Source organism: Streptomyces sp. SAI-127 (assembly GCF_029894425.1).
Taxonomy (GTDB): domain Bacteria; phylum Actinomycetota; class Actinomycetes; order Streptomycetales; family Streptomycetaceae; genus Streptomyces.
Map to the genome: position 1 here is coordinate 4,752,323 of NZ_JARXYJ010000001.1, position 22,538 is coordinate 4,774,860.

26 protein-coding genes and 2 pseudogenes are annotated in these 22,538 nt (G+C 70.9%); 10 read left to right on the top strand and 18 right to left on the bottom strand.

Annotated elements, in window-relative coordinates:
- Window positions 1–7: 7 nt before the first annotated feature.
- Window positions 8–889, bottom strand: a complete 882-nt coding sequence (locus tag M2157_RS21630) for a VTT domain-containing protein (RefSeq protein WP_280865985.1) — start codon at window positions 887–889, stop codon at window positions 8–10.
- A 132-nt stretch (window positions 890–1,021) separates the two neighbouring features.
- On the opposite strand from M2157_RS21630, the gene M2157_RS21635 reads away from it, so the two are divergent.
- Window positions 1,022–1,387: a YbjQ family protein gene (locus M2157_RS21635; RefSeq protein WP_266561228.1), complete on the top strand. Its 366-nt coding sequence runs from the start codon at window positions 1,022–1,024 to the stop codon at window positions 1,385–1,387.
- Window positions 1,388–1,403: 16 nt separating this feature from the next.
- Here M2157_RS21635 and M2157_RS21640 read toward each other — a convergent pair whose 3' ends face one another.
- Entirely contained in the window at window positions 1,404–2,165 is a 762-nt protein-coding gene (locus M2157_RS21640; protein ID WP_280863334.1) for a MerR family transcriptional regulator, read from the bottom strand.
- Window positions 2,166–2,379: 214 nt separating this feature from the next.
- On the opposite strand from M2157_RS21640, the gene M2157_RS49150 reads away from it, so the two are divergent.
- On the top strand, window positions 2,380–2,763 hold the full coding sequence (locus M2157_RS49150) for a hypothetical protein (RefSeq protein ID WP_348541840.1): 384 nt from the start codon (window positions 2,380–2,382) through the stop codon (window positions 2,761–2,763).
- A gap of 26 nt (window positions 2,764–2,789) precedes the next feature.
- On the opposite strand, the gene M2157_RS21650 is transcribed toward M2157_RS49150, so the two are convergent.
- The 6 genes from M2157_RS21650 to M2157_RS21675 form a co-directional block, all read right to left on the bottom strand.
- The gene (locus M2157_RS21650; RefSeq protein WP_280863335.1) at window positions 2,790–3,551 is read right to left on the bottom strand and encodes an ABC transporter permease; all 762 of its coding nucleotides are present in this window, start codon (window positions 3,549–3,551) and stop codon (window positions 2,790–2,792) included.
- A complete protein-coding gene (locus M2157_RS21655; protein WP_280868261.1) occupies window positions 3,548–4,501 on the bottom strand; it encodes an ATP-binding cassette domain-containing protein in 954 nt (317 codons plus the stop codon). The genes M2157_RS21650 and M2157_RS21655 overlap by 4 nt, the downstream gene beginning before the upstream one ends.
- Window positions 4,502–4,584: 83 nt before the next feature.
- The gene (locus M2157_RS21660) at window positions 4,585–5,226 is read right to left on the bottom strand and encodes a PadR family transcriptional regulator (protein ID WP_280865986.1); all 642 of its coding nucleotides are present in this window, start codon (window positions 5,224–5,226) and stop codon (window positions 4,585–4,587) included.
- Between the two features lie 18 nt (window positions 5,227–5,244).
- Window positions 5,245–5,781, bottom strand: a complete 537-nt coding sequence (locus tag M2157_RS21665; protein ID WP_280863337.1) for a DinB family protein — start codon at window positions 5,779–5,781, stop codon at window positions 5,245–5,247.
- 117 nt (window positions 5,782–5,898) lie between these two features.
- The gene (locus M2157_RS21670; protein ID WP_280865987.1) at window positions 5,899–7,359 is read right to left on the bottom strand and encodes an aldehyde dehydrogenase family protein; all 1,461 of its coding nucleotides are present in this window, start codon (window positions 7,357–7,359) and stop codon (window positions 5,899–5,901) included.
- A gap of 141 nt (window positions 7,360–7,500) precedes the next feature.
- A complete protein-coding gene (locus M2157_RS21675; protein WP_266518607.1) occupies window positions 7,501–8,325 on the bottom strand; it encodes a helix-turn-helix transcriptional regulator in 825 nt (274 codons plus the stop codon).
- 365 nt (window positions 8,326–8,690) lie between these two features.
- On the opposite strand from M2157_RS21675, the gene M2157_RS21680 reads away from it, so the two are divergent.
- Complete coding sequence (locus M2157_RS21680; protein ID WP_280863339.1) at window positions 8,691–9,191, top strand: ATP-binding protein; 501 nt, start codon at window positions 8,691–8,693, stop codon at window positions 9,189–9,191.
- A gap of 91 nt (window positions 9,192–9,282) precedes the next feature.
- Here the strand turns inward: M2157_RS21680 and M2157_RS21685 are convergent, their stop codons facing one another.
- The 8 genes from M2157_RS21685 to rpmG all read right to left on the bottom strand — a co-directional run bounded on the left by M2157_RS21685 (window position 9,283) and on the right by rpmG (window position 12,777).
- On the bottom strand, window positions 9,283–9,525 hold the full coding sequence (locus M2157_RS21685; protein ID WP_176742548.1) for a DUF397 domain-containing protein: 243 nt from the start codon (window positions 9,523–9,525) through the stop codon (window positions 9,283–9,285).
- Window positions 9,526–9,673: 148 nt separating this feature from the next.
- Window positions 9,674–10,135 carry an SRPBCC domain-containing protein gene (locus M2157_RS21690; RefSeq protein ID WP_280865988.1) on the bottom strand — a complete coding sequence of 154 codons (462 nt, stop codon included), beginning with the start codon at window positions 10,133–10,135 and terminating at the stop codon, window positions 9,674–9,676.
- Window positions 10,132–10,500: a metalloregulator ArsR/SmtB family transcription factor gene (locus tag M2157_RS21695; protein ID WP_057612402.1), complete on the bottom strand. Its 369-nt coding sequence runs from the start codon at window positions 10,498–10,500 to the stop codon at window positions 10,132–10,134. The genes M2157_RS21690 and M2157_RS21695 overlap by 4 nt, the downstream gene beginning before the upstream one ends.
- Before the next feature lie 10 nt (window positions 10,501–10,510).
- The gene (locus M2157_RS21700) at window positions 10,511–10,882 is read right to left on the bottom strand and encodes a VOC family protein (RefSeq protein ID WP_280863342.1); all 372 of its coding nucleotides are present in this window, start codon (window positions 10,880–10,882) and stop codon (window positions 10,511–10,513) included.
- 65 nt (window positions 10,883–10,947) lie between these two features.
- Window positions 10,948–11,181, bottom strand: coding sequence for a 30S ribosomal protein S18 (gene rpsR, locus M2157_RS21705; protein ID WP_280865989.1), 234 nt, complete (start codon window positions 11,179–11,181; stop codon window positions 10,948–10,950).
- Window positions 11,181–12,359, bottom strand: coding sequence for a GTP-binding protein (locus M2157_RS21710; protein WP_280863343.1), 1,179 nt, complete (start codon window positions 12,357–12,359; stop codon window positions 11,181–11,183). The genes rpsR and M2157_RS21710 overlap by 1 nt, the downstream gene beginning before the upstream one ends.
- Window positions 12,359–12,607 carry a type B 50S ribosomal protein L31 gene (locus tag M2157_RS21715; protein ID WP_266561247.1) on the bottom strand — a complete coding sequence of 83 codons (249 nt, stop codon included), beginning with the start codon at window positions 12,605–12,607 and terminating at the stop codon, window positions 12,359–12,361. Before M2157_RS21715 ends, M2157_RS21710 begins: the two co-directional genes overlap by 1 nt.
- Window positions 12,608–12,612: 5 nt before the next feature.
- Window positions 12,613–12,777, bottom strand: coding sequence for a 50S ribosomal protein L33 (rpmG, locus tag M2157_RS21720; RefSeq protein WP_046260352.1), 165 nt, complete (start codon window positions 12,775–12,777; stop codon window positions 12,613–12,615).
- Between the two features lie 62 nt (window positions 12,778–12,839).
- Here rpmG and rpmB point away from each other — a divergent pair, with 62 nt between their 5' ends.
- From rpmB to M2157_RS21740, 4 genes are all read left to right on the top strand, one after another.
- Complete coding sequence (gene rpmB / locus M2157_RS21725; RefSeq protein WP_280863345.1) at window positions 12,840–13,076, top strand: 50S ribosomal protein L28; 237 nt, start codon at window positions 12,840–12,842, stop codon at window positions 13,074–13,076.
- A 13-nt stretch (window positions 13,077–13,089) separates the two neighbouring features.
- Window positions 13,090–13,395, top strand: coding sequence for a 30S ribosomal protein S14 (rpsN, locus tag M2157_RS21730; RefSeq protein ID WP_280863346.1), 306 nt, complete (start codon window positions 13,090–13,092; stop codon window positions 13,393–13,395).
- A 67-nt stretch (window positions 13,396–13,462) separates the two neighbouring features.
- On the top strand, window positions 13,463–13,975 hold the full coding sequence (locus tag M2157_RS21735) for a hypothetical protein (protein WP_280865990.1): 513 nt from the start codon (window positions 13,463–13,465) through the stop codon (window positions 13,973–13,975).
- Between the two features lie 88 nt (window positions 13,976–14,063).
- Window positions 14,064–14,606: a DUF4232 domain-containing protein gene (locus M2157_RS21740; RefSeq protein WP_280865991.1), complete on the top strand. Its 543-nt coding sequence runs from the start codon at window positions 14,064–14,066 to the stop codon at window positions 14,604–14,606.
- Here M2157_RS21740 and M2157_RS21745 read toward each other — a convergent pair.
- Window positions 14,578–15,735: a DUF2786 domain-containing protein gene (locus M2157_RS21745; protein ID WP_280865992.1), complete on the bottom strand. Its 1,158-nt coding sequence runs from the start codon at window positions 15,733–15,735 to the stop codon at window positions 14,578–14,580. The genes M2157_RS21740 and M2157_RS21745 overlap by 29 nt on opposite strands.
- Window positions 15,736–15,801: 66 nt before the next feature.
- On the opposite strand from M2157_RS21745, the gene M2157_RS21750 reads away from it, so the two are divergent.
- The 3 genes and pseudogenes from M2157_RS21750 to M2157_RS21760 all read left to right on the top strand — a co-directional run bounded on the left by M2157_RS21750 (window position 15,802) and on the right by M2157_RS21760 (window position 19,009).
- Window positions 15,802–16,431 carry a LysE family translocator gene (locus tag M2157_RS21750; protein WP_059209145.1) on the top strand — a complete coding sequence of 210 codons (630 nt, stop codon included), beginning with the start codon at window positions 15,802–15,804 and terminating at the stop codon, window positions 16,429–16,431.
- A gap of 81 nt (window positions 16,432–16,512) precedes the next feature.
- Window positions 16,513–17,248, top strand: a pseudogene (locus tag M2157_RS21755) (Clp protease N-terminal domain-containing protein).
- A 74-nt stretch (window positions 17,249–17,322) separates the two neighbouring features.
- Window positions 17,323–19,009 (top strand): annotated as a pseudogene (locus M2157_RS21760) (bifunctional 3'-5' exonuclease/DNA polymerase).
- On the opposite strand, the gene M2157_RS21765 reads toward M2157_RS21760, so the two are convergent.
- Window positions 19,010–22,339, bottom strand: coding sequence for a BTAD domain-containing putative transcriptional regulator (locus M2157_RS21765; protein WP_280865993.1), 3,330 nt, complete (start codon window positions 22,337–22,339; stop codon window positions 19,010–19,012). It lies immediately after the preceding pseudogene.
- Window positions 22,340–22,538 lie beyond the last annotated feature (199 nt).

Genomic DNA, 22,538 nt, shown 5'->3' on the forward strand with positions numbered 1-22,538 from the left:
GCAAGGCTCAGTACCCCTGGTTGTAGGGGTCCTGCTGGTTCTGCTGGTTTTGCCGGCCGTACTGCTGGTTGCCGTAGTTCTGCGGGTACTGCTGGGCGTACGGCTGCTGTTGCTGCTGCGGCTGCTGCTGCTGGCCGTAGTACTGGTCGTAGCCGTTCTGCTGCTGAGGGGGCTGCTGCTGGTCGTCCGACGGGATGCGGCGGAGCTGGGTGGTCGCGTCGTCCATGGGCTGGTACGGCTGCTGCTGGGGCGGGGCCTGGGCCGCCGCCCGCTTCTTCTTTCCGCGCTCCCGGAGGTACTCGATGATGATCGGGACCACCGAGACCAGGACGATCAGGACGAGGATCGCCTCGACGTTCTTCTTGATGGCGTCGATCTGACCGAGCCAGTAGCCGGCGAGGGTGACGCCCGTGCCCCAGGCCACGCCGCCGATCACGTTGTACGTCAGGAAGGTGCGGTACTTCATCCGGCCGGCGCCGGCCACGATCGGGGCGAAGGTGCGCACGATCGGGACGAAGCGGGCCAGGACGATGGCCTTGGGGCCGAACTTCTCCATGAACTCGTGGGCCTTCTCCAGGTTCTCCTGCTTGAAGAGCTTGGAGTTGGGACGGCTGAAGAGCCTCGGCCCGAAGAACTTGCCGATCATGTAGCCGACCTGGTCGCCGAGGACGGCGGCCAGCACGATGAGCGTGCAGACCAGCCACAGGGGCTGGCTGATGAAGTTCCCCTCGGCCACGAAGAGACCCGCCGTGAACAGCAGGGAGTCGCCCGGCAGGAACGCGAAGAGGCCCGACTCGGCGAAGACGATCAGCAGGATGCCTGGCAGGCTGAAGGTCTCGATCAGATAGTCGGGGCTGAGCCACTCGGGGCCGAGCGCGAGCGTGGTCACGGGATTGTGGCTCCTGCGTGTGGGTGCGGGCTGGGACTGGCTGCCCAAAAGTATCAACGCAGCCGTGGTGGCCCAGGTTCCATGCGGCTCCCCAGGATGCACTGTGCTCGGTCTGGGACAAAGCTGTGAGCCATGGGTATTGACGAATACGGCGGTGGCCAGGGGCCCCAGCCAGACGTGCTCGTGGTGACGACGAACGACGTGCCCGGCCACCGGGTCCAGGAAGTACTGGGCGAGGTCTTCGGGTTGACCGTGCGCTCCCGGCACCTCGGCAGCCAGATCGGTGCCGGGCTGAAGTCGATGGTCGGCGGTGAGCTCAAGGGGCTCACGAAGACGCTCGTGCAGACCCGTAACCAGGCCATGGAGCGGCTCGTCGAGCAGGCACGCGCGCGTGGGGCGAACGCCGTGCTGATGTTCCGCTTCGACGTGACGGAGGCGGCGGACGTCGGCACGGAGGTGTGCGCCTACGGCACGGCGGTGGTCCTGACCCGGGAGTAGACCCCGGGTCAGGTGATCAGGAGGTGTGCCGCGCGGCGTTCGCCCCGATCGCGTCCCTGAGGTGCTCGGCGAGACCGGGGCGCATGGAGTCGTAGAACGCCTTGAAGCGCTCGTCCGACACGTACATCTCGGCCAGGCCCTGGTGCATCTCGTACGGGCAGTCGTAGAACCAGGCGCAGATGTGCCGCCGGTGTTCCTCGGCCATGTCCATGGCCGCCGCGGAGGTCGGCGCGTCGCCGGCGGCCATCAGCGCGTCGTAGCGCTCGCCCCAGTCGGCGACCTCGGCCTGCATGCGTTTCCAGTCGTCCTTGGTGTAGCGGGCCGCGCGGCGCTGCGACTCGGCGTACGCCTCCGTGCCGCCCCAGCGCTGTTCCGCCTCCTCGGCGTACTGCTCCGGGTCCTTGTCCCCGAACACCTCGAACTTCTCCTCCGGTGTGAGATTGATCCCCATCGTGCGTGCCTCCATGGCGTGCTCCACGGCCGCCGCCATCTTCTGCAGCTTCTCGATCCGGGCGGTCAGCAGCTCGTGCTGGCGGCGCAGATGCGCGCGCGGGTCCGTGGCCGGGTCGTCGAGCAGGGTGGCGACCTCGTCGAGCGGGAAGCCGAGCTCGCGGTAGAACAGGATCTGCTGCAGCCGGTCGAGGTCGGCGTCGCTGTAGCGCCGGTGACCCGCGTGACTGCGCTCGCTGGGCACGAGCAGGCCGATGTCGTCGTAGTGGTGCAGCGTGCGCACCGTCACGCCGGCGAAGCCCGCGACCTGTCCCACGGAGTAGCTCACTTCGTCCGCTCCCTTCTCGGTACGCGCTCCACGGTGGCTCCTCACGCCACGTGAGGTGCAAGCCCGGCAGGAACATCTCCGGATGTCCCGTCCGTTTCGTCCGCTTATCGTGAGCCCGTGGCCCAGGACACCGCGCAGCAGGCATCCGCCGCCCCGGCGACCCCGGCCCGCGCCCTGCTGCCGCTGATCCTCCCTGCTCTCGTCGTCGGGGTGGGTGGGTGACGGCGAGCAGTATGCCCAGCACCCCGGCCCCCACCCCGAGGGCCGGGTGCACGGCGTCCACGAGCGCGTGGGCGCACAGCCCGAAGGCGACGCCGACGAACACGGCCGGGAAGATCCGCCCGCCCCGGAAGCTGCCGCCGCCAGCGGCCCGAAGACGTTGTCCCACTGGCCGGCGCCGGCGGCGGCGGCGACGATCGGCGCGCTGTTCGGGACGCCGGTGAGTCTGTTCGTCGCCGCCGTGCTGGTGGCTTCGCCCGCGATCCTCGCGCTGCTGTGCATCGCCTCCCTGCCGGCCTGGCTGCTGGTGACCGGGCGTCCGCAGATGCAGGTGCACGAGGACGGAACCCCGGTCCGCCGGCCGACGTTGATCGCGTGAGGCGGCACGCCGGTGCCACTGCGGCTCTAGCGGCTCAGGCGCGCGAACCGCCGTAGGGCCAGCGGGAAGAACACCGCCAGAAGGGCCAGCGGCCAGAGGACGGCGGCCCATACGTGACCTGGTTCGCCGCCGGGGCCGCCCAGCTGGTCCCGCACGGCCGTCGCCGTCTGGGACATCGGGTTCCAGTCGACGACCGTGCCCAGCCAGCCGGGCATGGACTCCGGGGTCGCGAAGGCGTTGGACAGGAAGCCGACCGGCCAGACCAGGATCTGCACGGCCTGCACCATCTCCGGCTTCCCGGCGACCATCGCCAGATGGATGCCGATCCAGAGCATGGCGAACCGGAAGAGCAGCAACAGGCCCACCGCGGCCAGGAGTCCGCCGACACCTCCGTGGACCCGCCAGCCGATCGCGAGGCCGACACCGATCATCGCGGCCAGGCTCAGCACGGACTGGAGCATGTCGGCGGCCGAACGGCCCACCAGGACGGCCCCGTTGGCCATCGGCATGGACCGGAAGCGGTCGATCACTCCCTTGTTGAGATCCTGGGTGACGGCGATCATGGTCGCCTCCAGCCCGAACGCCATGGTCAGCGCGAGCATCCCCGGGACCAGATAGTCGACGTACTCCCCCTCGACGCCCCGGCCGCCGCCGACGAGATAGCCGAACATCAGCAGCAGCATCACGGGGAAGACCAGCCCGACCAGGACCCGCACCGGCTGCCGTGCCCAGTGGGCGAGTTCGCGCCGGGTCATGGTCCAGGAATCGGTCAGCGCGTACGTGCTCACACGGCCTCCTTCACTCGGTGGTCGTCTCCGGTGAGGTGCAGGAACACCTCGTCCAGCGTGGGGCGGCGCAGGACCACGTCCTCCGCCTCGATTCCGGCCGCCTCCAGGGCCCGTACGACGCCGGAGAGCGCCGCCATCCGGTCGGTGACCGGGGCGCTGAGCAGCCGGCGGTCGGGGTCGACCGAGACCCCGGACGCGTCGAGCGGCAACAGGGCGACCGCGGCGCCCAGTTGACCCCCGTCCCGCAGGACCACGTCGATGCGGTCGCCGCCGGTCCGCGCCTTCAGCTCGTCCGCCGTGCCGTCGGCGACGACCCGGCCCCGGTCGACGAGGGAGATGCGGTCGGCGAGCTGGTCGGCCTCCTCCAGGTACTGCGTGGTCAGCAGGACCGTCGTACCGCCGCCGACCAGGGAGCGGACCGCGGCCCACACCTCGGCGCGGCCGCGCGGGTCCAGGCCGGTCGTGGGTTCGTCCAGGAACAGCACCTCCGGGTCACGGATCAGGGAGGCCGCGAGGTCCAGGCGGCGCCGCATGCCGCCGCTGTAGGCGCGGACCGGCTTGCGTCCGGTGTCGGCCAGGCCGAAGCGCTCCAGGAGTTCGTCGGCGCGCACGCGCGCGTGGCGGGCGCCCAGGTGGTAGAGGCGGCCGAACATCTCCAGGTTCTGGCGGCCGCCGAGCTCCTCGTCCAGGGCCGCGTGCTGGCCGAGCAGGCCGATACGCAGCCGTACGTCATAGGCCTCGCGCTCCACGTCCTGGCCCGCCACCTCGGCGCGGCCCTCGTCCGGGCGCAACAGGGTGGACAGGACGCGGACCAGGGTGGTCTTTCCCGCGCCGTTGGGGCCGAGCACGCCATGGACGCTGCCGCGCGCGACCCTCAGGTCGAGCCCGTCCAGGGCGGCCTTGTCGCCGTATCGCTTCCGCAGGCCTTCCGCGACGATCACGTCGGTCATCGAGGCATCCTCCAGGATCAGCATGTAGTCAAACTTGACTACCCTCTCAAAGTAACGCCGCGGAGCGCATTCGTCAAACTTGATTAGCGAGCGTCCCCGGGGTGCCGCTCCCCCGTCGCGTACGGGTTCTCCTCGCCCTCGCTGAGGACGCCGACGAACGGCTCTCCCTCTCCCGCGAAGGTGTACGCCCCGTCCTCGATACGGGCGATGAGCCCCTGGGTCCACTCGGCCTCGGCGTCGGCCGTGTGGATCCAGAGGTTCATGATCTCGCCGATGTGGCCGAGCTGTTCCGGGCCGTCCTCGGGCACGTAGTGCTCGGTGACGGAGGAACGCCACGCCTCGATCCCGCGGATCCGCTCCTTCAGCAGCGCCACGGCCTCGGCGCGCGGCAGTTCGACGATGAAGCCGATGGCCGCCGACTTGACGTCCATCTTCTGGTCGTACGAGGTCAGGGCCTCGCGCACCAGCCTGAAGCACTCCTCGGTGCCGGCCTCGGTGATCTCGTACTCCGTGCGCGGCGGACCGCCCGCGGTGGACGGCGCCGTCTCGTGCTCGATCAGCAGCCCCTGCTTCGCCATCTGCTTCAGGGCGTGGTAGATCGAGCCGGGCTTGGCGTTGGACCACTCGTGCGCGCCCCAGTACTCCAGGTCGTTGCGCACCTGGTAGCCGTGGGCCCGCCCGTGCTGGCGCACCGCGCCGAGCACGAGAAGACGGATCGCTGACATGCGGTCCAGGTTAGGACGTCACTTTCCGGCGAGCGCAACCAGCTCGAACGCGGTCTTCCCGTCGAGGGACTCGCGGATGATGTCGGCGTGCCCGGCATGACGGGCCGTCTCACGGATCAGGTGCAGCAGCACCCAGCGCACGGAGGCCCGGCCCTCCGGCGGGAACCAGGGCTGGTCCGGCAGCGGGAAGGTGTCGTCGAGGCTCGGCACCGAGCGGGCGAACGCCTCCGTCTCGGCGGCGACCTTCTCCCAGTACGCCAGCTGCGACTCGACGGTCTCGTCGTCGACCAGGGCGAAACACTCGTGCCAGTTCGACGGGTCCCGCTGCACGGCCGGCTCCTCGCCCCTGGCGCGGGCGATCCAGCCCTGCTCGGTCTCTGCGACATGCTTGACCAGCCCGGCCAGGGAGAGCTCGCTCACGCTCGGCCGGCTCACGGCCTGCTCGTGCGTCAGCCCGAGCACCGCCCGCCGGATCCCGCCGCGCTGCTCCTCCAGGAAGGACAGCAGCGCTCCGCGCTCGTCGCCGTACTCCTCCGCGGGAACGTGAGTGACCATGACCGCCGCCTTTCGTCGGGCTCGAGGGGCCTTCCCCCCGACACCCACGAAGCTACGGGCCCTTGCGGACAGTTCCGGTCCTCAAGGGCCCGCGCGGCAGCGGTCGTACGCGAGAAATCAGAAGGGGAAGCCGCTCCGGCCGTGCTGGACCGAGATCCACTTGGTGGTGGTGAAGGAGTCCAGCATGGTGTCGCCGTTCAGGCGGCCGATACCGGACCGCTTCTCGCCGCCGAAGGGGACGATCGGCTCGTCGTGGACGGTGCCGTCGTTGACGTGGAACATGCCGGTGTCGATCTGCTTGGCGAAGGCGACACCGCGCTCGATGTTCGCGGTGTGGACGGCGCCGCTGAGGCCGTACGGGGTGTCGTTGACCAGACGGACGGCCTCCTCCTCGCCGTCGAAGGTGACGAGGAGGGCGACCGGGCCGAAGAGCTCCTGCTTGAGGAGGGGCGAGTTCGCGGGCAGGTCCGTCAGGACGGACGGCTCGACCAGGTTGTCCGTCCTTGTGCCGTGCACCAGGGCCGTCGCGCCGTCGGCGAGCGCCTGCTCGACGGCACTCGAAATGGCGTCCGCCTGCGAGGAGTTGATGACCGGACCGATGATCGTCTCGGGGTCGCGCGGGTCGCCGGCCTTCAGCGTCCGCACCTTGGCGACGAACTTCTCGGTGAACTCCTCTGCGACCGTACGGTCGACCAGGACACGGTTGGCGGCCATGCAGACCTGGCCCTGGTGGACGTAACGGCTGAAGACGGCGGCGTCGACCGCGTAGTCGAGGTCGGCGTCGTCGAGGACCACCAGGGCGCTGTTGCCGCCGAGTTCGAGGACCGAGCGCTTGAAGTGGGAGGCGCAGACGGTGGCCACGTGGCGGCCGACCTTGTCGGAGCCGGTGAAGGAGATGACCTTCGGGATCGGGTGCTCGAGGAAGGCGTCGCCGATCTCGGCGATGTCGGTGATGACGACGTTGAGCAGACCGGCGGGCAGTCCCGCGTCCTCGAAGATCTTCGCGACCAGGGAGCCGCCGACGATCGGCGTGTTCTGGTGCGGCTTGAGGACGACGGCGTTGCCGAGCGCGAGGGCGGGGGCGACCGACTTGATCGACAGCAGGAAGGGGAAGTTGAAGGGGCTGATCACGCCCACGACGCCGACCGGGACGCGGTAGACGCGGTTCTCCTTGCCGTCCACCGGCGAGGGGATGATCCTGCCCTCGGGGCGCAGCGAGAGGTTGACCGCCTCGCGCAGGAACTCCTTGGCGAGGTGAAGTTCGAAGCCGGCCTTCAGACGGGTGCCGCCGAGCTCCGCGATGATCGCCTCGGCGATCTCCCCCTCGCGCTCCTCGATCAGCCGGAGCGCCTTCTCGAACACCGCACGGCGGGCGTAGGGGTTGGTCTCGGCCCACTTCTTCTGCGCGCGGGCGGCGGCCTGGTACGCCTCGTCGACCTCGTCGACCGTGGCTATCGTGATCGACGCCAGCTTCTCGTCGTCGTACGGGTTGAAGTCGATGATGTCCCAGGAACCCGTACCCGGGCGCCACTCACCGTCGATGTACTGCTGGGCCAGGTCGGTGAAGTACGACGACATGTGATCCCCAAATCACTAGCAGACACACGATCAACGTCACGGTCTGATCACACGTCATCGTACTTGCGCGGCACGCCAGTTGGGCACGCTGAGCAATCTTCTGGGGAGAACCCTAGGAGGGTTGGCGGAGATCCTGCGTGTTCAGGACAGCTGGAGGAGACCGCGGAGCAGATCCCGGCTCTCGTCCGGGCCCGGGCTGTCCTGCTGGAGTTCCTTGAGCGCCTTCTCGTACTGCGTGACGTCCTCGCGCTTGTCCAGGTAGAGCGCGCTGGTGAGCTGCTCCAGGTAGACGACGTCCGTCAGATCGGACTCCGTGAAGCTGAGGATCGTGAAGGCGCCGCTCTCGCCGGAGTGGCCGCCGAAGCCGAACGGCATGACCTGCAGCCGTATGTTGGGGCGTTCGGAGATCTCGATGAGGTGCTGGAGCTGCCCGCGCATCACCTGGCGGTCGCCGTAGGGCCGGCGCAGGGACGCCTCGTCGAGCACCACATGGAACTCGGGACCGCCGTCGTCGGCCAGGTACTTCTGCCGCTCCAGGCGCAGCGCCACACGCTTCTCGACGTCCGCCTCGCTCGCGCCCTTCATACCGCGCCGCACCACTGCACGTGCATACGCCTCGGTCTGCAACAGACCGTGGATGAACTGGACTTCGTAGGCGCGGATGAGGGACGCGGCGCCCTCCAGGCCCACATAGGTGGGGAACCAGCTCGGCAGGACGTCGGAGTAACTGTGCCACCACCCCGCGACGTTGGCCTCGCGGGCGAGAGACAGGAGGGAGTTGCGCTCCTGCTCGTCCGTGATGCCGTAGAGCGTCAGCAGGTCCTCCACGTCGCGCGTCTTGAAGCTCACCCGGCCCAACTCCATCCGGCTGATCTTCGACTCGGACGCGCGGATCGAGTAGCCCGCCGCCTCGCGCGTGATGCCCCGCGCTTCACGCAGTCGCCTGAGTTGCGAGCCGAGCAGCATCCGCCGCACCACCGATCCGGGCTCTCCCGCGCTCACGTTCGCCAGCCTCCCCAACGTCTTCAGGGGCCGAAGTCTGCCACTAAAACACTCCGAGCAGTACTCGTCCGATTACAGATATGGAAAGAAGCCAAAGATTCTGCACAGCCCCGAGACAGGTAGAGAGGAGGAAGAGGCAAGAAGTCGTGGAGAAGATGGCGGAAAAAATGACCAACAAGCGGTACGGGTGGGTCCAATTCGGTCAGCTGCACGTGCATCTGCACCTTGCATCTGCATCGCTCATCCGAAACCATGGTCCCGCGCAACCGCTGCATCGCAACGACCGCGAGTTCCCGGGAGTGCCTCGCATGGGGATGAATGGATCGACCATGCTCGAGCCGTTACGGCAGGGCCTTCCGCCGCTGGATCCTGCGGCCGTGTCCGACGCCGCCTCCTGTTCTCTGCCCGCCCGCTACGAAGCGGTGGGCGACGCACGGAGGTTCACCCGCAGAACGCTCGACCAGTGGGAGCTGGGCGACCAGTTCGACGACATCTGTCTGGTGGTCTCCGAACTGGTCACCAACGCGCTGCGGCACGCGGTGCCGGTGAACGGCGTGCACTCCGGGGACCAGAATCCGCCCGTACGGCTGCACTTGATGCGGTGGACCGAGCGGCTGGTGTGCGCGGTGCGCGACCCCAGCCAGGACAGTCCGGTCGCGCGTGATTCCGACGACTTCTCGGCGGAGTCCGGGCGCGGGCTGTTCCTCGTCGACTCCTTCAGCGACAGCTGGGGCTGGCATCCGATGACCGGGGCGCTGGGCGGCAAGCTGGTCTGGGCGCTGTTCCGGCTCCAGCCGCACGCCGGTCCGGCCGCGGCTTCCACCGAGTGATACATCGCGGGCTTTTACGACGCCACAGTTCTACGCGCGTTACACGGTGCACTGTCACAGTTACCCCCGGTCACACACAGGTGACCGGGGCTCAGCCCGCTATCAGGTGGTCGAACTCGCCGTCCTTGATACCGAGGAGCATCGCCTCGATCTCCGCGCGCGTGTAGACGAGCGCCGGGCCGTCCGGGAAGCGGGAGTTGCGAACCGCAACCCCCCCGTCGGGCAGGCGCGCGAACTCCACGCAGGAACCCTGCGAGTTGCTGTGCCGGCTCTTCTGCCAGGCCACCCCGCGCAGAGCCGTGGCCGTCATGCCGTTGTACACGTCGAGGTCCACAGGTCGCTCCCCGGTGGTGCGGTGGCCTTGTGGCCAGTGATGCAGCGGTCAACTGGTCCGGATCATAGCTCTGTTCACGTGCAGATGCATGAGCAGATGCACGTGCACGAGGGGTGTTCCTGTGGTTACAGATGTGACGTGTGGGGCACTAGATACGTTCCATCGTGTGCCCCAGAGCTCGCATCACATGCGTCCGCCAGCCCCCGTCCATGATCGTCCGGGCCATCAGCTGAGCGGGATCGTCGGGATCGAAACCCTCGTGCACTAGAAAGAGACGCGTTCCGCGCCCTTCCTGTTCCACCTTCCATGTGACGGTCCAGTCCGCGGAGTTGGCCGGATCGACGTCGGTCCACCGGAGGCTCAGCATCCGCTGCGGCTCGAACGCGAGGACCTCCACGTCGACGGTTCCGGAGAAGTTCGAGTTGGGCCGCGGGACGGAGGTCATGGTGTACCGGTGTCCGACCTCGAGCCGGAACGCCTCCGCCCCCTGCATCTGCCACTGCACGAGCAGTCCGGGCTCGGTGAGGGCGCGCCAGACCTTGGCGGGCGGGTGCGGGAAGAACTGGTCGACGCGGATGACCGTGAGGTCCTCGTCGGGTGCGTTGCTCATGTCACGTCATCGTCGGGCATACGGTCCAGCAGCGCGCCCAGGTCCTTGAGCCGACCGCGCCAGAACCGCTCGTACGGATGGAGCCAGTCCTGCACCTCGGCGAGCGGGGCCGCCTCCAGGCGGTAGATGCGCTGCCGCCCGGAGCGCTGCTCGGAGACGAGGCCCGCCTCCCGCAGCACCCTCAGATGCTCGGACAGGCTCGGGCGCCGCATGTCGAAGTGGTCGGCCAGGGCCTGGACGGGCTGCGGCCCGCCGTCGCGCAGCAGCCGCAGCACCTCGCGGCGCACGGCGCTCGCGAGCGCGGCGAAGACGCGGTCCGCGTCGGCCTCGGTGGTCCCGGCCTCGACGGCCCCGGATGCGGTCATGCCGGCCTTCCTACTGGTGTGCCTCCGTCAGCAGCATCAGACCATTGCCGTCGGGGTCCGTGAAGGAGGCCATGCGGCCCCACGGGAGCTCGTCGGGTCCCTGCACGGGGGTCCCGGCCTCCGTGAGCCGCTCACAGTCCGCGTCGACGTCGGTCGTGACCAACATGATCCCCCGGGCCGAGCCGGGCTCGAAGCCGCCCATGCCCGGACCGGAGAGCGTGAAGACGGTCTGCGCGCCCTCGGGGGCGACCTGGAGCCAGCGCCCCTGCGGCAGGTCCCGGTCGGCGGTGACGGTCAGACCGAGGACGTCGGTGTAGAAGCGCAGGGCGCGGTCCTGGTCGGAGACGGGGAGGGTGACGAAGGAGGCGTGGGTGATGGTCATGCAGAGGAGAATAGGTAGGAGTTTCCCTACGAGTCAAGCGTAGGGAAACTCCTACCTATAGGTCTTCACCTGCTGGAGTAGGGCAGCAGTGCCATCTCGCGGGCGTTCTTGATGGCACGGGCGAGCAGTCGCTGCTGCTGGGCCGACACACGGGTGACACGGCGGCTGCGGATCTTGCCCCGGTCGGAGATGAACTTCCGCAGCAGGTCGGTGTCCTTGTAGTCGATGTAGGTGACCTGGGCCGCGTCCAGCGGGTTGGGCCGGTTCTTGACGGGCTTGCGTTCGGGCTTGCGAGGCATCAGACCTCCAGGAGGGTGTCGAAGGCGGGCGGGAGTCGTTTCCAGGCGTCGCGCCCCGCGGAGTACTCGGCGTCGGTCAGCAGGCAGGACTCCAGGAGCCGTTCGAGTCCGTCGCGGTCGAGACCTGGCGAGGTGAAGACGAGGTGCTGGCAGCAGTCGCCGTGCTCGGGGTGCCAGTCCATGGCGGCGGCCGCCCGGCGCACCGGCGGGACCATCTCCCAGGCCGCGTCCGGCAGCGAGGCGAGCCAGGGGCCCACGCTCTCCACGCACAGGGCACCGCCGGCCGCGTCCCAGTGCAGCAGCACGTCCGGCTTGTCGGCGAGCCAGAACCGGCCCCGGCTGCGGGCCGCAGCGCAGGTGATGTCCTCCAGGGCCTCGTACAGCCGCTCCGGGTGGAAGGGCCGGCGGCGGTGCCAGACGAGCGTGGACACACCGTGCGCGTCGGCCTCGGCGGGCAGCAGGGCACAGGCGGGATGCTGGGCCGCCGCGGCGGACTCCACGTCGAATCCGGCGAGGGCGGCCCGGGCCAGCGGAGAGTGCGCGGAGTTCCGTACCGGATATGCGGTGCCCGCCGGGTCCGTCGGCCGGCCGCTCCCGATCGGGACCTGGCGGGCCGTCGGATGGAGCTGGACGAGCAGCTCGCGGTCCTCCTCGTCGGCCTCCGGGGAGTCGAGGACGGCGAGGACGGGGGCGTACTCCAGCTGGCGGGCGAAGGTGTCGGCGACCGTGCGCTGGTCGGTGGCCGCGGCGGCCAGGCCGCGCTCGGCGAGGTCGTCGCCGTTGCCGAGGCAGGGCAGGACGAGTGCCGGGTCGACTGCGGTGATCACGCCGGTGACCGTCAGGCCGCCGGCCGCGACCACCTCTGCCATCGCCTTGGGCTCGACGGAGTCCCACAGCTCGACGACCGCGAGGCGGAGCGTGCCGGCCGCGTCCAGGCGGCGCAGTTCCGGGACCAGGTCCTCCCGGAGCGCGCAGCACGCGCAGTCGTTGACCAGGGGTGTCTCGCCGGCGGACTGGATGCCGGTGGCGTCGCGGATCGTCCGTACGACGGTGCCGGCCGCGGCCGTCGCCAGGTCGTGGTGGAGGGCGACACTGCCCGGCACGTCGGCGAGCAGCTGCCCGACGGCCGCCTTGCGGGCGTCGGCGTGCAGCCCGCCGACGATCACGACGGAGAGCATCAGCCCTTCTTTCCGTACCGGCGCTCGAAGCGCTCCACGCGGCCGGCGGTGTCCAGGACGCGGGCCGTGCCGGTGTAGAAGGGGTGGCTGACGTTCGAGATCTCGACGTCGACGACCGGGTAGGTGTTGCCGTCCTCCCACTCGACCGTCTTCTCGCTCGTCATCGTCGAGCGGGTCAGGAAGGCGTGGTTCGCGGCACGGTCGCGGAAGACGACGGGGCCGTAGGCGGGGTGGATTCCCTGGCGCACGAGGATCAGCGCTCCTCTCGGAAGTCGACGTGACGGCGGGCGACCGGGTCGTACTTCCGCAGGGTCATGCGGTCCGGGTCGTTGCGGCGGTTCTTGCGGGTCACATAGGTGAAACCGGTCCCGGCGGTGGACCGGAGCTTGATGACCGGGCGGAGTTCGTTGCGTGCCATGCTGGTATCTTACTGAAAATGAATTCCATTTACACATCCGCTCCGAGAGAGGTGCATCACCCGTGTCCGCCCACTGCATGCTGACCGGGGCCCAGCCGGGCTTCGGCAACCGCATCTCCCGCTCCCACCGGCGCACTTCGCGCCGCTTCGACCCCAACATCCAGTCCAGGCGCTACTGGCTGCCCAGCGAGGGGCGGCATGTGCGGCTGCGGCTGAGCACGAAGGGCATCAAGACCGTCGACACGATCGGCGTCGAGGCGGCCGTGGCGCGGATCCGCGCGCGCGGTGTGCGGATCTGAGGGGAGAACCGGTATGGCGAAGAAGAGCAAGATCGCGAAGAACGAGAAGCGCCAGGAGATCGTCGCGCGGTACGCCGAGCGGCGGGCCGAGCTGAAGGAGATCGTCCGCCGGCCCTCCTCCACGGACGCCGAACGGCTGGCCGCACAGGAGGAGTTGCGACGGCAGCCGCGGGACGCGAGCGCCACACGCGTGCGCAACCGCGACCAGGTCGACGGGCGGCCGCGCGGCTACTTCCGGGCCTTCGGGCTGTCCCGGGTGGGACTGCGGGAGCAGGCGCACGCGGGATATCTGCCAGGTGTTCGCAAGTCGTCCTGGTAGCTCTCACGGGTGGTGCTGGTAGCTTGCTGCGGTCCGCCCGGCCGACCGCTACAGCTTGGAGCCTCCAGTGACTACGGCGATCCTCTCGCGCACTGTGCCGCGTCGGCGGGCCGGGCTCGCGGCCGCGGGACTGGTGGGCGCGCTCGTCCTGACCGCGTGCAGCGGCGGGGGCTCGGACGACGAGCCGTCGCCGAGCTCCGGTACGACCGGCTCGTCGGCGTCCGCCTCGGCCTCCGCTTCCGGGGGGACCGGCGGTACGTCCTCCTCGTCCGCGTCCGGCAAGGTGGCGGGCAGCTGGCTGGCGACCACGGGCGGCAAGGCCGTGGCACTGCTGGTCAACGGCGACCAGGCCGGGCTCTTCGTCACCGGCGGCACCGTGTGCAGCGGCTCCGCGAGTGCCGACACGATCCGGCTGAAGTGCACGGACGGCAGCAAGGACCGGGCGGACGGGACGGTCGAGTCGGTCGGCAAGAACACCCTCAGGGTGAACTGGGAGGGCGGCATCGGCGCCGAGACCTACACCCGGGCCGAGGGCGCCAACCTGCCGAGCGGGTTCCCGACGGTGGGCTCGGGGTCGTAGCGCAAGACCTCGGTGGGGGCGGGCAACCGTGGCGTCCCGGCATGCGTGATGATCCATGCACCGGATCGCTCACATCAGAGGACTTCACATGCGCGCCGCCCCCCTCGCCGTCACCGCCCTCGCCGCGGCCCTGCTCCTGACCGGCTGCTCCAGTGACAGCTCCGGTTCCGGTGGTGGTGACAGCGCCGCCGGGAGCCCGAGCAACGGCACCACGTGCCGCATCGGTGCCATGGACGTGGAGGTCGGACCCGCCAACGTGGCCCCCACCGCCGGGGACACCGGCAACATCCCCGTCACGCTCACCAACCAGAGCGCCGAGTGCATGCTGGACGGCTTCCCCGGCATCGACCTGAACGCCACGGACTCGTCGGCGAGCGTCTCGCCCGCGCAAGGCGCGAAGTCCACGAAGCTCACCCTGGCCAAGGGCACGGCCGCCACCTTCACCCTCACGTACACGCGCGGCGAGGCCGGCGCCAAGGCGAGCCTCGACGTGAAGACGCTGAACATCGCCCTGCCGGGAGCCGGGACCGCGAAGAGCTACAAGTGGTCGTACGGCCCGGTCCAGGGCCGGAGCGACAACGCCGGTGACCCGAACGCCTCGGTCAGCGCCTTCTCCCAGGCCGGGGACTGAGCCGGGGCCGGTTTCCGACCTGCGCCCGGTCGGCCGCCCGGGCGCCCTCGGTCCAGCCCGCCTCGTCGCTGACACCGCGCAGGCGGGTCGTGGTGGTCTGCGGGAACATCCGGTCCATGCGGTCGGTGACGGCGACCTCGCGGGAGGCGAGGACCGGCAGCAGGTCGTCGGTCACCGGGGCCTCTGCGGCGGTGCGCAGGCGGTCGCCGACGCGGTGCGCGTAGGCCGCGAGGAAGGACTGCCGGAAGGTCTTGGTACGCCCCCGGCCGCCCGCCCGCTGGGCCGCCTCGGCCTTCGCCATCGCGGACTGCGCCTGCACCAGCAGCGAGGTGTACAGGAGTTCGACCGCCGCCAGGTCGCCCTCGAAGCCGACGACCGTGGAGAAGGCGAACGGTTCGTTCCACACGGCCCGGCAGTGGTTGGCGGTGGCGACCGCGTCGAGCAGCACCGCCTTTGCCTGCTCGTACGGCGGCTCGACCCCGATCCGGCAGGCGCCGGGGGCGTGATTCGCGGGCGCCTGGGCATCGAGCAGCGCCTCGTCGACGCTGTGCCGGGCCATCAGCTCCTGCGCCTTGGCGGTAAGGGCCTCCGCCTCCTCGGGGAAGCCGGTCGCCTCCGCCTTGGCCAGCAGGGCACGGATACGGCCGAGCATGCGGGTGTCGCCCTGGTGCTCGCGCCGGGGCTCCTCCAGCGGTTCCAGCGCGGGCAGGCGCAGCAGCAGGCGGTACAGCTCGAGTACGGCGGCGGCGTGCGTGAAGCGGTCGGAGCGGGGGGTGTTCTCGCCGGGATCCTCCAGCTGGGCCAGCTGAGCGGCCCAGCGATGGCCGCGCGGGCGGTCGTCCGGGGCCTGCGCCCTGATCAGGGACGTGGCGAGGCGCACGTGCGGGTCGTCCAGTTCGCGTCGCACCATCCGTACGACATCGGCGGGCTGCCAGCCGCGCCGCCAGGCCTGCGCCACGAACTCGGTGCCGCGCCGCACCAGTTCGGTGTCCGCCTCGGGGTCGGCGGCGAGGAGGGAGGCGCCGGTGTCCAGGGCGGTGTCGTCGTCGGCGTAGAGGGCGGCCCGGAAGGCGCGATCGACGGTGCCGCTCGGGCTGTCGCTCGCGCTGTTGCTTTTACTGCTGCTCACGGGGCGATCGTCTCACTCCCCGAAAATCGGTCGCCCACGCGCGCGTGCTGCTTCAAGCATGGCGGCATGGTGGACATGTCTCTCTACGCGGCCTTTCTCGTCGCCGCCTTCGCGCTCTGTGTCACTCCCGGTCCCGACATGATGTTCATCGTGGCGATGGGCGGACGGGGCGGGCCCGCCGCGGGGGTGATGGCGGCGCTCGGGGTGGCCTCGGCGATGTTCGTGCACACGGTCGCGGCGGCGCTCGGTCTTTCGGCACTGTTCCAGGCCCTGCCGACGCTGTACCACGTGCTGCGCTGGGCGGGCGCGGCCTATCTGCTGTACCTCGCGGTGAAGGCGTTCCGGGACCGTTCGGTGCCGGGTGAGGACGGGGCGCCGGCCGGTCCCGGGATGCGGCGGGCCTTCTGGCAGGGGGCCGTCACCAATCTGCTCAACCCCAAGGTGATCCTGTTCAACGTGGCGTTCCTGCCCCAGTTCGTGGCGCCGGAGATGGGCCACGTGTGGGGGCAGTTCCTGGTGCTCGGGCTCACGATCACCGTGATGGGCGTCGTGGTGGACGGCCTGACCGGGCTGCTCTCCGGGAAGCTCTCGGCGCTGCTGCGGCGTAGTCGGCGGGTGGCGCGAGGGCTCAACATCTTCAGCGGGTCGGTGTTCACGGGGCTGGCGGTGCGGTTGGTGGTGTCCTCACCGAAGTAGCGGCAGCGGCACACGCGCGTGGACGCCTCCCGACGTCAACCGAGGGTTGACGCCCCGCATGTGTCAACCTACGGTTGACGCATGACGACCAACCCCAACATCACGTCATCCGTACGGCTCGACGACCTCATCACGGCCATCAAGAAGGTCCATGTCGAGCCCCTCGACCAGCTCCAGGACGCGGTGATCGCCGCCGATCACCTCGGAGAGGTGGCTCGACCATCTGATCGGCCACTTCGTGGACCAGGCCCGGCGTTCGGGTGCCTCCTGGACGGACATCGGACGGAGCATGGGAGTCACCCGGCAGGCGGCGCAGAAGCGGTTCGTGCCGAAGGAGTCGACGGACCTGGCGGCCGACCAGGGCTTCAGCCGGTACACCCTGCGGGCCCGCAACGTGGTGATGTCGGCCCACAACGCGGCCATCACCGCCCGCAACCCCGAGGGCCGTCCCGAGCACCTCGTCCTCGGACTACTGGCCGATCCGGAGGGCCTCGCCGCGAAGGCGCTCGTCGCGCAGGGCGTCACCCTCGACGCCGTCCGCCAGGCCGCGACCGAGGCGCTCCCGCCGGCCGCCGACGAGGTCCCCGAGCTCATCCCCTACGGCTCCGACGCCAAGAAGGTCCTGGAACTCACCTTCCGCGAGGCTCTGCGGCTGGGCCACAACTACATCGGCACCGAACACATCCTGCTGGCCCTGCTGGAGTTCGAACACGGCACGGGGGTCCTGTCCGGCCTCGGCATCGAGAAGGGGCCGGTGGAGGCTGTCATCGCCAAGGAGCTGGACGCGTATGTGAAGCTGCCGGGGGAGCAGGGCTGAGGAGACCCGGTCCGTCACCGGTCCTGTGCGGCCGGTGAGGTCGGTTGTCAGACCCCGGTGTCACACTCGCAACCATGACCGACCGCTGGGCTCTCGCTGCGGCCGAGGACGGTGGTGTGGAGGTCGCCGCCCTCGGTCCCGACGGGCTGCCTGCCGGGCCGGTGCGGTGGGAGGCGGATCCGGCTGCGGCCGTGCGGGGGCGGCCGGAGGTGGCCCGGTGGGTGTGGCGGTCCACCGCCGAGGTCTATCCGCGGCTGCTCGCCGCCGGGGTGCGGGTGGAGCGGTGCTACGACATCGAGGACGCCGAGACCCTCCTGCTCGGCCACGCGGGGCGATACGGCGAGCCCCGCTCGGCCGCGGCCGCCCTGGCCCGGCTGCGCGGCGGCCCCGTACCGCCCGACCCGCCCCAGCGCGCGGCCGAACCGGGCTCCCAGTCGCCCCTGTTCGAGCCGCAGAGCGTCCATCTGCCGCTGACCGACCTCGTCGAGGTCTACGCCGACCAGCAGCGACGGCACGACACCACCGACCACCCCGACCGGATGCACCTGCTGACCGCCGCCGAGTCGGCGGGGATGCTGGTGGCCGCCGAGATGAACCGCGCCGGGCTGCCGTGGAGCGCCGAGACCCACCGCCGGGTGCTGCACGAACTGCTCGGTGAGCGGTATGCCGGCGGCGGCGAGCCCCGGCGTCTCGCCGAGCTGGCCGACCAGGTGTCCGAGGCCTTCGGGCGCCGGGTGCGGCCCGATCTGCCCGCTGACGTCATCAAGGCGTTCGCGCAGGCCGGCATCAAGGTGAAGTCGACCCGGCGGTGGGAGATCGAGTCCCTCGACCATCCGGCCGTGAAGCCGCTGATCGAGTACAAGAAGCTGTACCGCATCTGGGTCGCCCACGGCTGGTCCCTGGCTCCAGGACTGGGTACGGGACGGGCGGTTCCGGCCCGAGTTCCTGGCAGGCGGGACCGTCACGGGCAGATGGGTCACCAATGGCGGCGGTGCCCTGCAGATCCCCAAGGTCATTCGGCGTGCGGTGGTCGCCGACCCCGGCTGGCGGCTCGTCGTCGCCGACGCCGACCAGATGGAGCCGCGGGTGCTGGCGGCCATCTCCCGCGACCCCGGGCTCATGGAGGTGGCGGGACGCGAGACCGACCTCTACCAGTCCGTCTCCGACCGGGCCTTCTCCGGCGACCGCGGCCAGGCCAAGCTCGCCGTGCTCGGCGCGGTCTACGGCCAGACCTCCGGCGACGGCCTCAAGAACCTCGCCGCGCTCAGACGCCGCTTCCCGAAGGCGGTGGCGTACGTCGACGACGCGGCCCGCGCGGGCGAGGAGGGCCGACTGGTGCGGACCTGGCTGGGGCGGACGTGCCCGCCGGCGGCCGGCGCGGGCGACGCGGAGGAGGCGGGCATCCCGCAGGACGACCCGGTCGAGCGACCCGTGGAGGACGGCTGGGGGCCCGGGTACGCCTCCACCAACACCCGCGCCCGCGGCCGCTTCGCCCGGAACTTCGTGGTGCAGGGCAGCGCCGCCGACTGGGCCCTGCTGCTGCTCGCGGCGCTGCGGCAGGCCTGTGCTCCGATGGCGGCCGAGCTGGTCTTCTTCCAGCACGACGAGGTGATCGTGCACTGTCCCGAGGAGGAGACCGAGGCGGTCGTCGCGGCGATCAGGGAGGCGTCGGACCTGGCCGGGCGGCTGACGTTCGGCGAGACACCGGTGCGGTTTCCGTTCACGACGGCGGTGGTGGAGTGCTATGCGGACGCGAAGTGATCACCGTAAACCGGAGTCGTCGAGCAGCGCGATGAGCTCCTGGAGCACCGTCTTCTCGTCCGTCCCGTCCAGCGCGTCGAGAGCGGCCCGCCACTGCTCGTGGGCCTCCTCCGCTCTCCCCCGCTCACGCAGCAGGAGGCCGTGCTGGTGGCGGGCGAGGGCGCCGGTGTAGCGGTCGGCGCGGGCGTCCGCTCGGCGCAGCAGTTCCGCGCACTCGGCGGCGGCGCGTTCGCCGTGGCCGATCAGGCGCAGGGCGCGGACCAGGCCGAGGCGGCTCTGCGACTCGCCGTGCCAGTCGCCGGGGCTGCCGAGGATGCGCAGGCTCTCCTCGAAGTGCGCCATCGCCGCGGCCGGTTCGCCGAGGGTGAGGTGGGCGTAGCCGATGTTGCAGTGTGCCGAGTGCCGGACGACCACGCTGCCGGTCTCCTCGCCGATGGCGAGCGAACGCCGGTGCTGCTCGACGGCGGCGCGCGGGTCGGTGTGCTCGTACAGGTTGCCCAGGTTGCTGTGGGCCACTGCCTCGCCGAAGGGGTCGTTCAACTGCCGTGAGTAGGCGAGGCTCTGCCGCAGTGCCTCGCCCGACTCGGCGTACCGGCCCAGGCCTTCGAGCAGGAGACCCCGGTTGTTGAGGCAGCGGCGGGTCCAGGAGTCCGCGCCGAGCCGCCGCCAGATCACGAGGGCGTGGTCGTTGAGGGCCAGGGCCTCACTGTGCCGTCCAGTCAGGAAGTGCAGTCCGGCGAGGTCGCCCAGGGCACACGCCTCGGCCGCCTCGTCACCGAGCCGCCGCGCCACCGTGAGCGCGGCCCGGCCGAGTACCTCCGTCTCGGCCACCCGGCCGCTGCGCTGGAGGAAGGGCGAGAGCAGACGCAGCAGGGTGGAGACATGGGCGGCGGTGCGCTCGTCGGGGGTGTCCGTGTGCCGTTCGGCCAGGACGACGATGTTCTCCAGCTCCGACTCGCCCCAGGCGAAGGCCTTCTCGGAGGACGGGAACGGCGGGATGGCCAGCACATGTGCCGCGTGCTCCGGCGGCTGCGCGGCGGTCGGGCGGCGGCGGTCCTCCAGGTCGAGGCCGGGCTCGACGATCGCGGTCAGGGCGCGTTCGGCGACGGCCGCGTACCAGCGCAGGGCGGTGCGGGCGATGTCGGGGGCGTGCCCGGAGCCCGCGAGTTCCCGCGCGAAGTCGCGGACCAGGCCGTGCGGGGCGTAGCGGCCGTACGCCGTCTCCTCCAGGAGGGCCACGTCGACGAGGCGGTCGAGCGCGTCCTCGGCACGGGTCTCGTCGGTGGCGTCGGTGCCGAGGAGGCGGGCGACGAGGGGGACGCCGTAGGTGGGCAGGTCGAGGGCGCCGATGCGGCACAGGGCGAGGGCGGCGTCGCGGTCGGACCGGCGACCGGAGGCGGCGAGGGCGTCGTGGGCGACGGCCAGGGAGCGGCGGACGGAGAGGTCGTCGTACTCCAGGTGCCGCAACCGGTCCTCGGTGGCGGCCAGTTGGTCGGCGAGCACGTCGGGGGTGAGGGCCTGACGGGCGGCCAGGCGCGCGGCTACGACGCGGAGGGCCAGGGGGAGGCGGCCGGTGAGCTCTATGAGGGGGTGGGTGGCGTCTATCGGGGTGGCGGGGGTGACGCCATCGGCATCGGGGGTGACGGGAGGGAGGGGGGTGACGGGAGTGACGGGGCTGATGCGGTCAGCGGAGCCGCCGTCGGCGCCGGAACCGTCCCGGCCGTCCCGTCCCGACACCGCGCGCAGCAACTCCGCGCTCTCCTCGGCCGAGAGCGGCGTGAGCGGGAAGCGGTGGGCGTCGTCGAGGGCGGTCAGGGGGGACCTGCTGGTGACGATCACCGCGCAGCCGGCGCCGGCCGGCAGCAGCGGCCGTACCTGCGCGGCGCTCGCGGCGTCGTCCAGCACCATGAGCGTGCGGGTGGGCGCGAGCAGTGAGCGCAGCAACGCGGCTGCCGCGTCCGGGTGTTCGGGAATGCTGCGCGGGTCGGCGCCGAGGTCGCGGAGCAGGGCGGTGAGGGCCTGGGCCGGGGTGAGGGGGGTCATTCCAGGGGTGGCGCCCTGGAGATTGACGTAGAGCTGGCCGTCAGGGAAACGTTCCCGCAGCCCATGGGCGACGTGCAGCGCGAGCGCGCTCTTGCCGACGCCCGCCATGCCGCTGATGACACCGACTGCCGGGCCGCCGCCGAGGGTGAGGACATCGCGCAGGTCGTCGCGGGCGGTGGCGCGGCCGGTGAAGTGGCCGGGGGGTGGGGGTAGTTGGGCGGGGCGGGGCAGGGGGAGGGGGGTCTCGGCCTCGGGGGCGGGGGCGGCCTCGGGGGTGTGGGCGGGGGTCGGCGGATCGGCGGCGGGGCGCGACGAATGGTGGGCGGGCGGGGCGTCTTCGCGCGTAGCGCCTGGGTGCAGCGCACCGGGAGGGGTCGACCGGCTTTCCTCGCGGGGCTCGCCGAAGCCAACGGCCCTTCCCGAACGGCCTCCTGAGCCCTCGCCCCCGGTCCGGTCGGCCCCGTCGTCCCGAACAGCACCCGCCCCCCGAGTCCCGGCCTCGGCCCTCCCTGCGCCGTCTCCCCCGCGCAGCACCTCCACATGTGTCTCGCGGACCGCCGGGCCCGGCTCCACGCCGAGTTCCTCGACCAGGCGGGTGCGCAGATCGCGGTGGACGGCGAGGGCCTCGGCCTGGCGGCCGGTACGGTGGAGGGCGAGCATCAGCTGGCGGTGGTAGGACTCGCGCAGGGGGTGCTCGGCGGCGAGCGCGGAGAGTTCTGGGACGAGGGCGCCCGGCCGGGTGTCGGCGAGGGCGAGCTCGGCGTCGTAGTGCCACTCCAGGAGGAGCAGTCGGGCCTCCTCCAGGCGCTGGACCAGGGCGTATCCGGCGAGTTCGGACGGGACCCCGCTGAGCGGCGCGCCCCGCCACAGCGCGAGCGCCGCCGCGCACGCCTGGACGGTCTCGGTCCAGTTCCCCTCGGCGTGCGCGCCGCGGGCCCGGGCGGCGTGGCTCTCGAAGACCTGGACGTCGAGCTCCCCCGGCGCGACGCGCAGCAGATATCCGGGGGCCATCGCCTGCAGTCGCTCGGGGTCGTCGAGCAGCCGCCGCAACCGGGAGACGTGATTGTGCAGGGAGGCCTTCGCCGAGGCAGGCGGGGTGCCGCCCCACAGGGCGTCCTTGAGGGTCTCGGCGGAGACGACCCGGCCGGCTTCGAGGAGCAGCGCGGCCAGCAGGATCCGCTGCTTGCGGCTGCCGACGACACGCACCCCGGCCCCGCCCTGGCCGTCGTACAGAATCGGCGGCCCGAGCAGTCCGAACCGCAGCCCCGACTGCGATCCGCGCCCCATCACGCCGCCCACTTCTGGCGGATTTCCGCCCTCTCCACGGCGGTTTCCCGCCAGCCGTCCGACGCAGGCCGCTGCCGGAATCCGCTACCGCCCCCGGCCCTGCACACAGTCAGTTCCCCATCGCTGCCGTCGACTTCCCGCCAATCGGCGAACCACAAAACGTAGATGCAATGGCCAATGTTAGCGATTTGTTGGCGCA

What these genes read in the sequence shown, in the direction of transcription:
- rpsR (WP_280865989.1), bottom strand. Translation starts at nt 11,181, where the DNA reads ATGCCTCGCAAGCCCGAACGCAAGCCCGTCAAGAACCGGCCCAACCCG.
- M2157_RS21750 (WP_059209145.1), top strand. Translation starts at nt 15,802, where the DNA reads ATGGTGGACATGTCTCTCTACGCGGCCTTTCTCGTCGCCGCCTTCGCG.
- M2157_RS21665 (WP_280863337.1), bottom strand. Translation starts at nt 5,781, where the DNA reads ATGGTCACTCACGTTCCCGCGGAGGAGTACGGCGACGAGCGCGGAGCG.
- M2157_RS21740 (WP_280865991.1), top strand. Translation starts at nt 14,064, where the DNA reads ATGCGCGCCGCCCCCCTCGCCGTCACCGCCCTCGCCGCGGCCCTGCTC.
- rpsN (WP_280863346.1), top strand. Translation starts at nt 13,090, where the DNA reads ATGGCGAAGAAGAGCAAGATCGCGAAGAACGAGAAGCGCCAGGAGATC.
- M2157_RS21660 (WP_280865986.1), bottom strand. Translation starts at nt 5,226, where the DNA reads ATGTCAGCGATCCGTCTTCTCGTGCTCGGCGCGGTGCGCCAGCACGGG.
- M2157_RS21670 (WP_280865987.1), bottom strand. Translation starts at nt 7,359, where the DNA reads ATGTCGTCGTACTTCACCGACCTGGCCCAGCAGTACATCGACGGTGAG.
- M2157_RS21695 (WP_057612402.1), bottom strand. Translation starts at nt 10,500, where the DNA reads ATGACCGCATCCGGGGCCGTCGAGGCCGGGACCACCGAGGCCGACGCG.
- M2157_RS21765 (WP_280865993.1), bottom strand. Translation starts at nt 22,339, where the DNA reads ATGGGGCGCGGATCGCAGTCGGGGCTGCGGTTCGGACTGCTCGGGCCG.
- M2157_RS21635 (WP_266561228.1), top strand. Translation starts at nt 1,022, where the DNA reads ATGGGTATTGACGAATACGGCGGTGGCCAGGGGCCCCAGCCAGACGTG.
- M2157_RS21700 (WP_280863342.1), bottom strand. Translation starts at nt 10,882, where the DNA reads ATGACCATCACCCACGCCTCCTTCGTCACCCTCCCCGTCTCCGACCAG.
- rpmG (WP_046260352.1), bottom strand. Translation starts at nt 12,777, where the DNA reads ATGGCACGCAACGAACTCCGCCCGGTCATCAAGCTCCGGTCCACCGCC.
- M2157_RS21710 (WP_280863343.1), bottom strand. Translation starts at nt 12,359, where the DNA reads ATGCTCTCCGTCGTGATCGTCGGCGGGCTGCACGCCGACGCCCGCAAG.
- M2157_RS21675 (WP_266518607.1), bottom strand. Translation starts at nt 8,325, where the DNA reads ATGCTGCTCGGCTCGCAACTCAGGCGACTGCGTGAAGCGCGGGGCATC.
- M2157_RS21680 (WP_280863339.1), top strand. Translation starts at nt 8,691, where the DNA reads ATGCTCGAGCCGTTACGGCAGGGCCTTCCGCCGCTGGATCCTGCGGCC.
- M2157_RS21655 (WP_280868261.1), bottom strand. Translation starts at nt 4,501, where the DNA reads ATGACCGACGTGATCGTCGCGGAAGGCCTGCGGAAGCGATACGGCGAC.
- M2157_RS21690 (WP_280865988.1), bottom strand. Translation starts at nt 10,135, where the DNA reads ATGAGCAACGCACCCGACGAGGACCTCACGGTCATCCGCGTCGACCAG.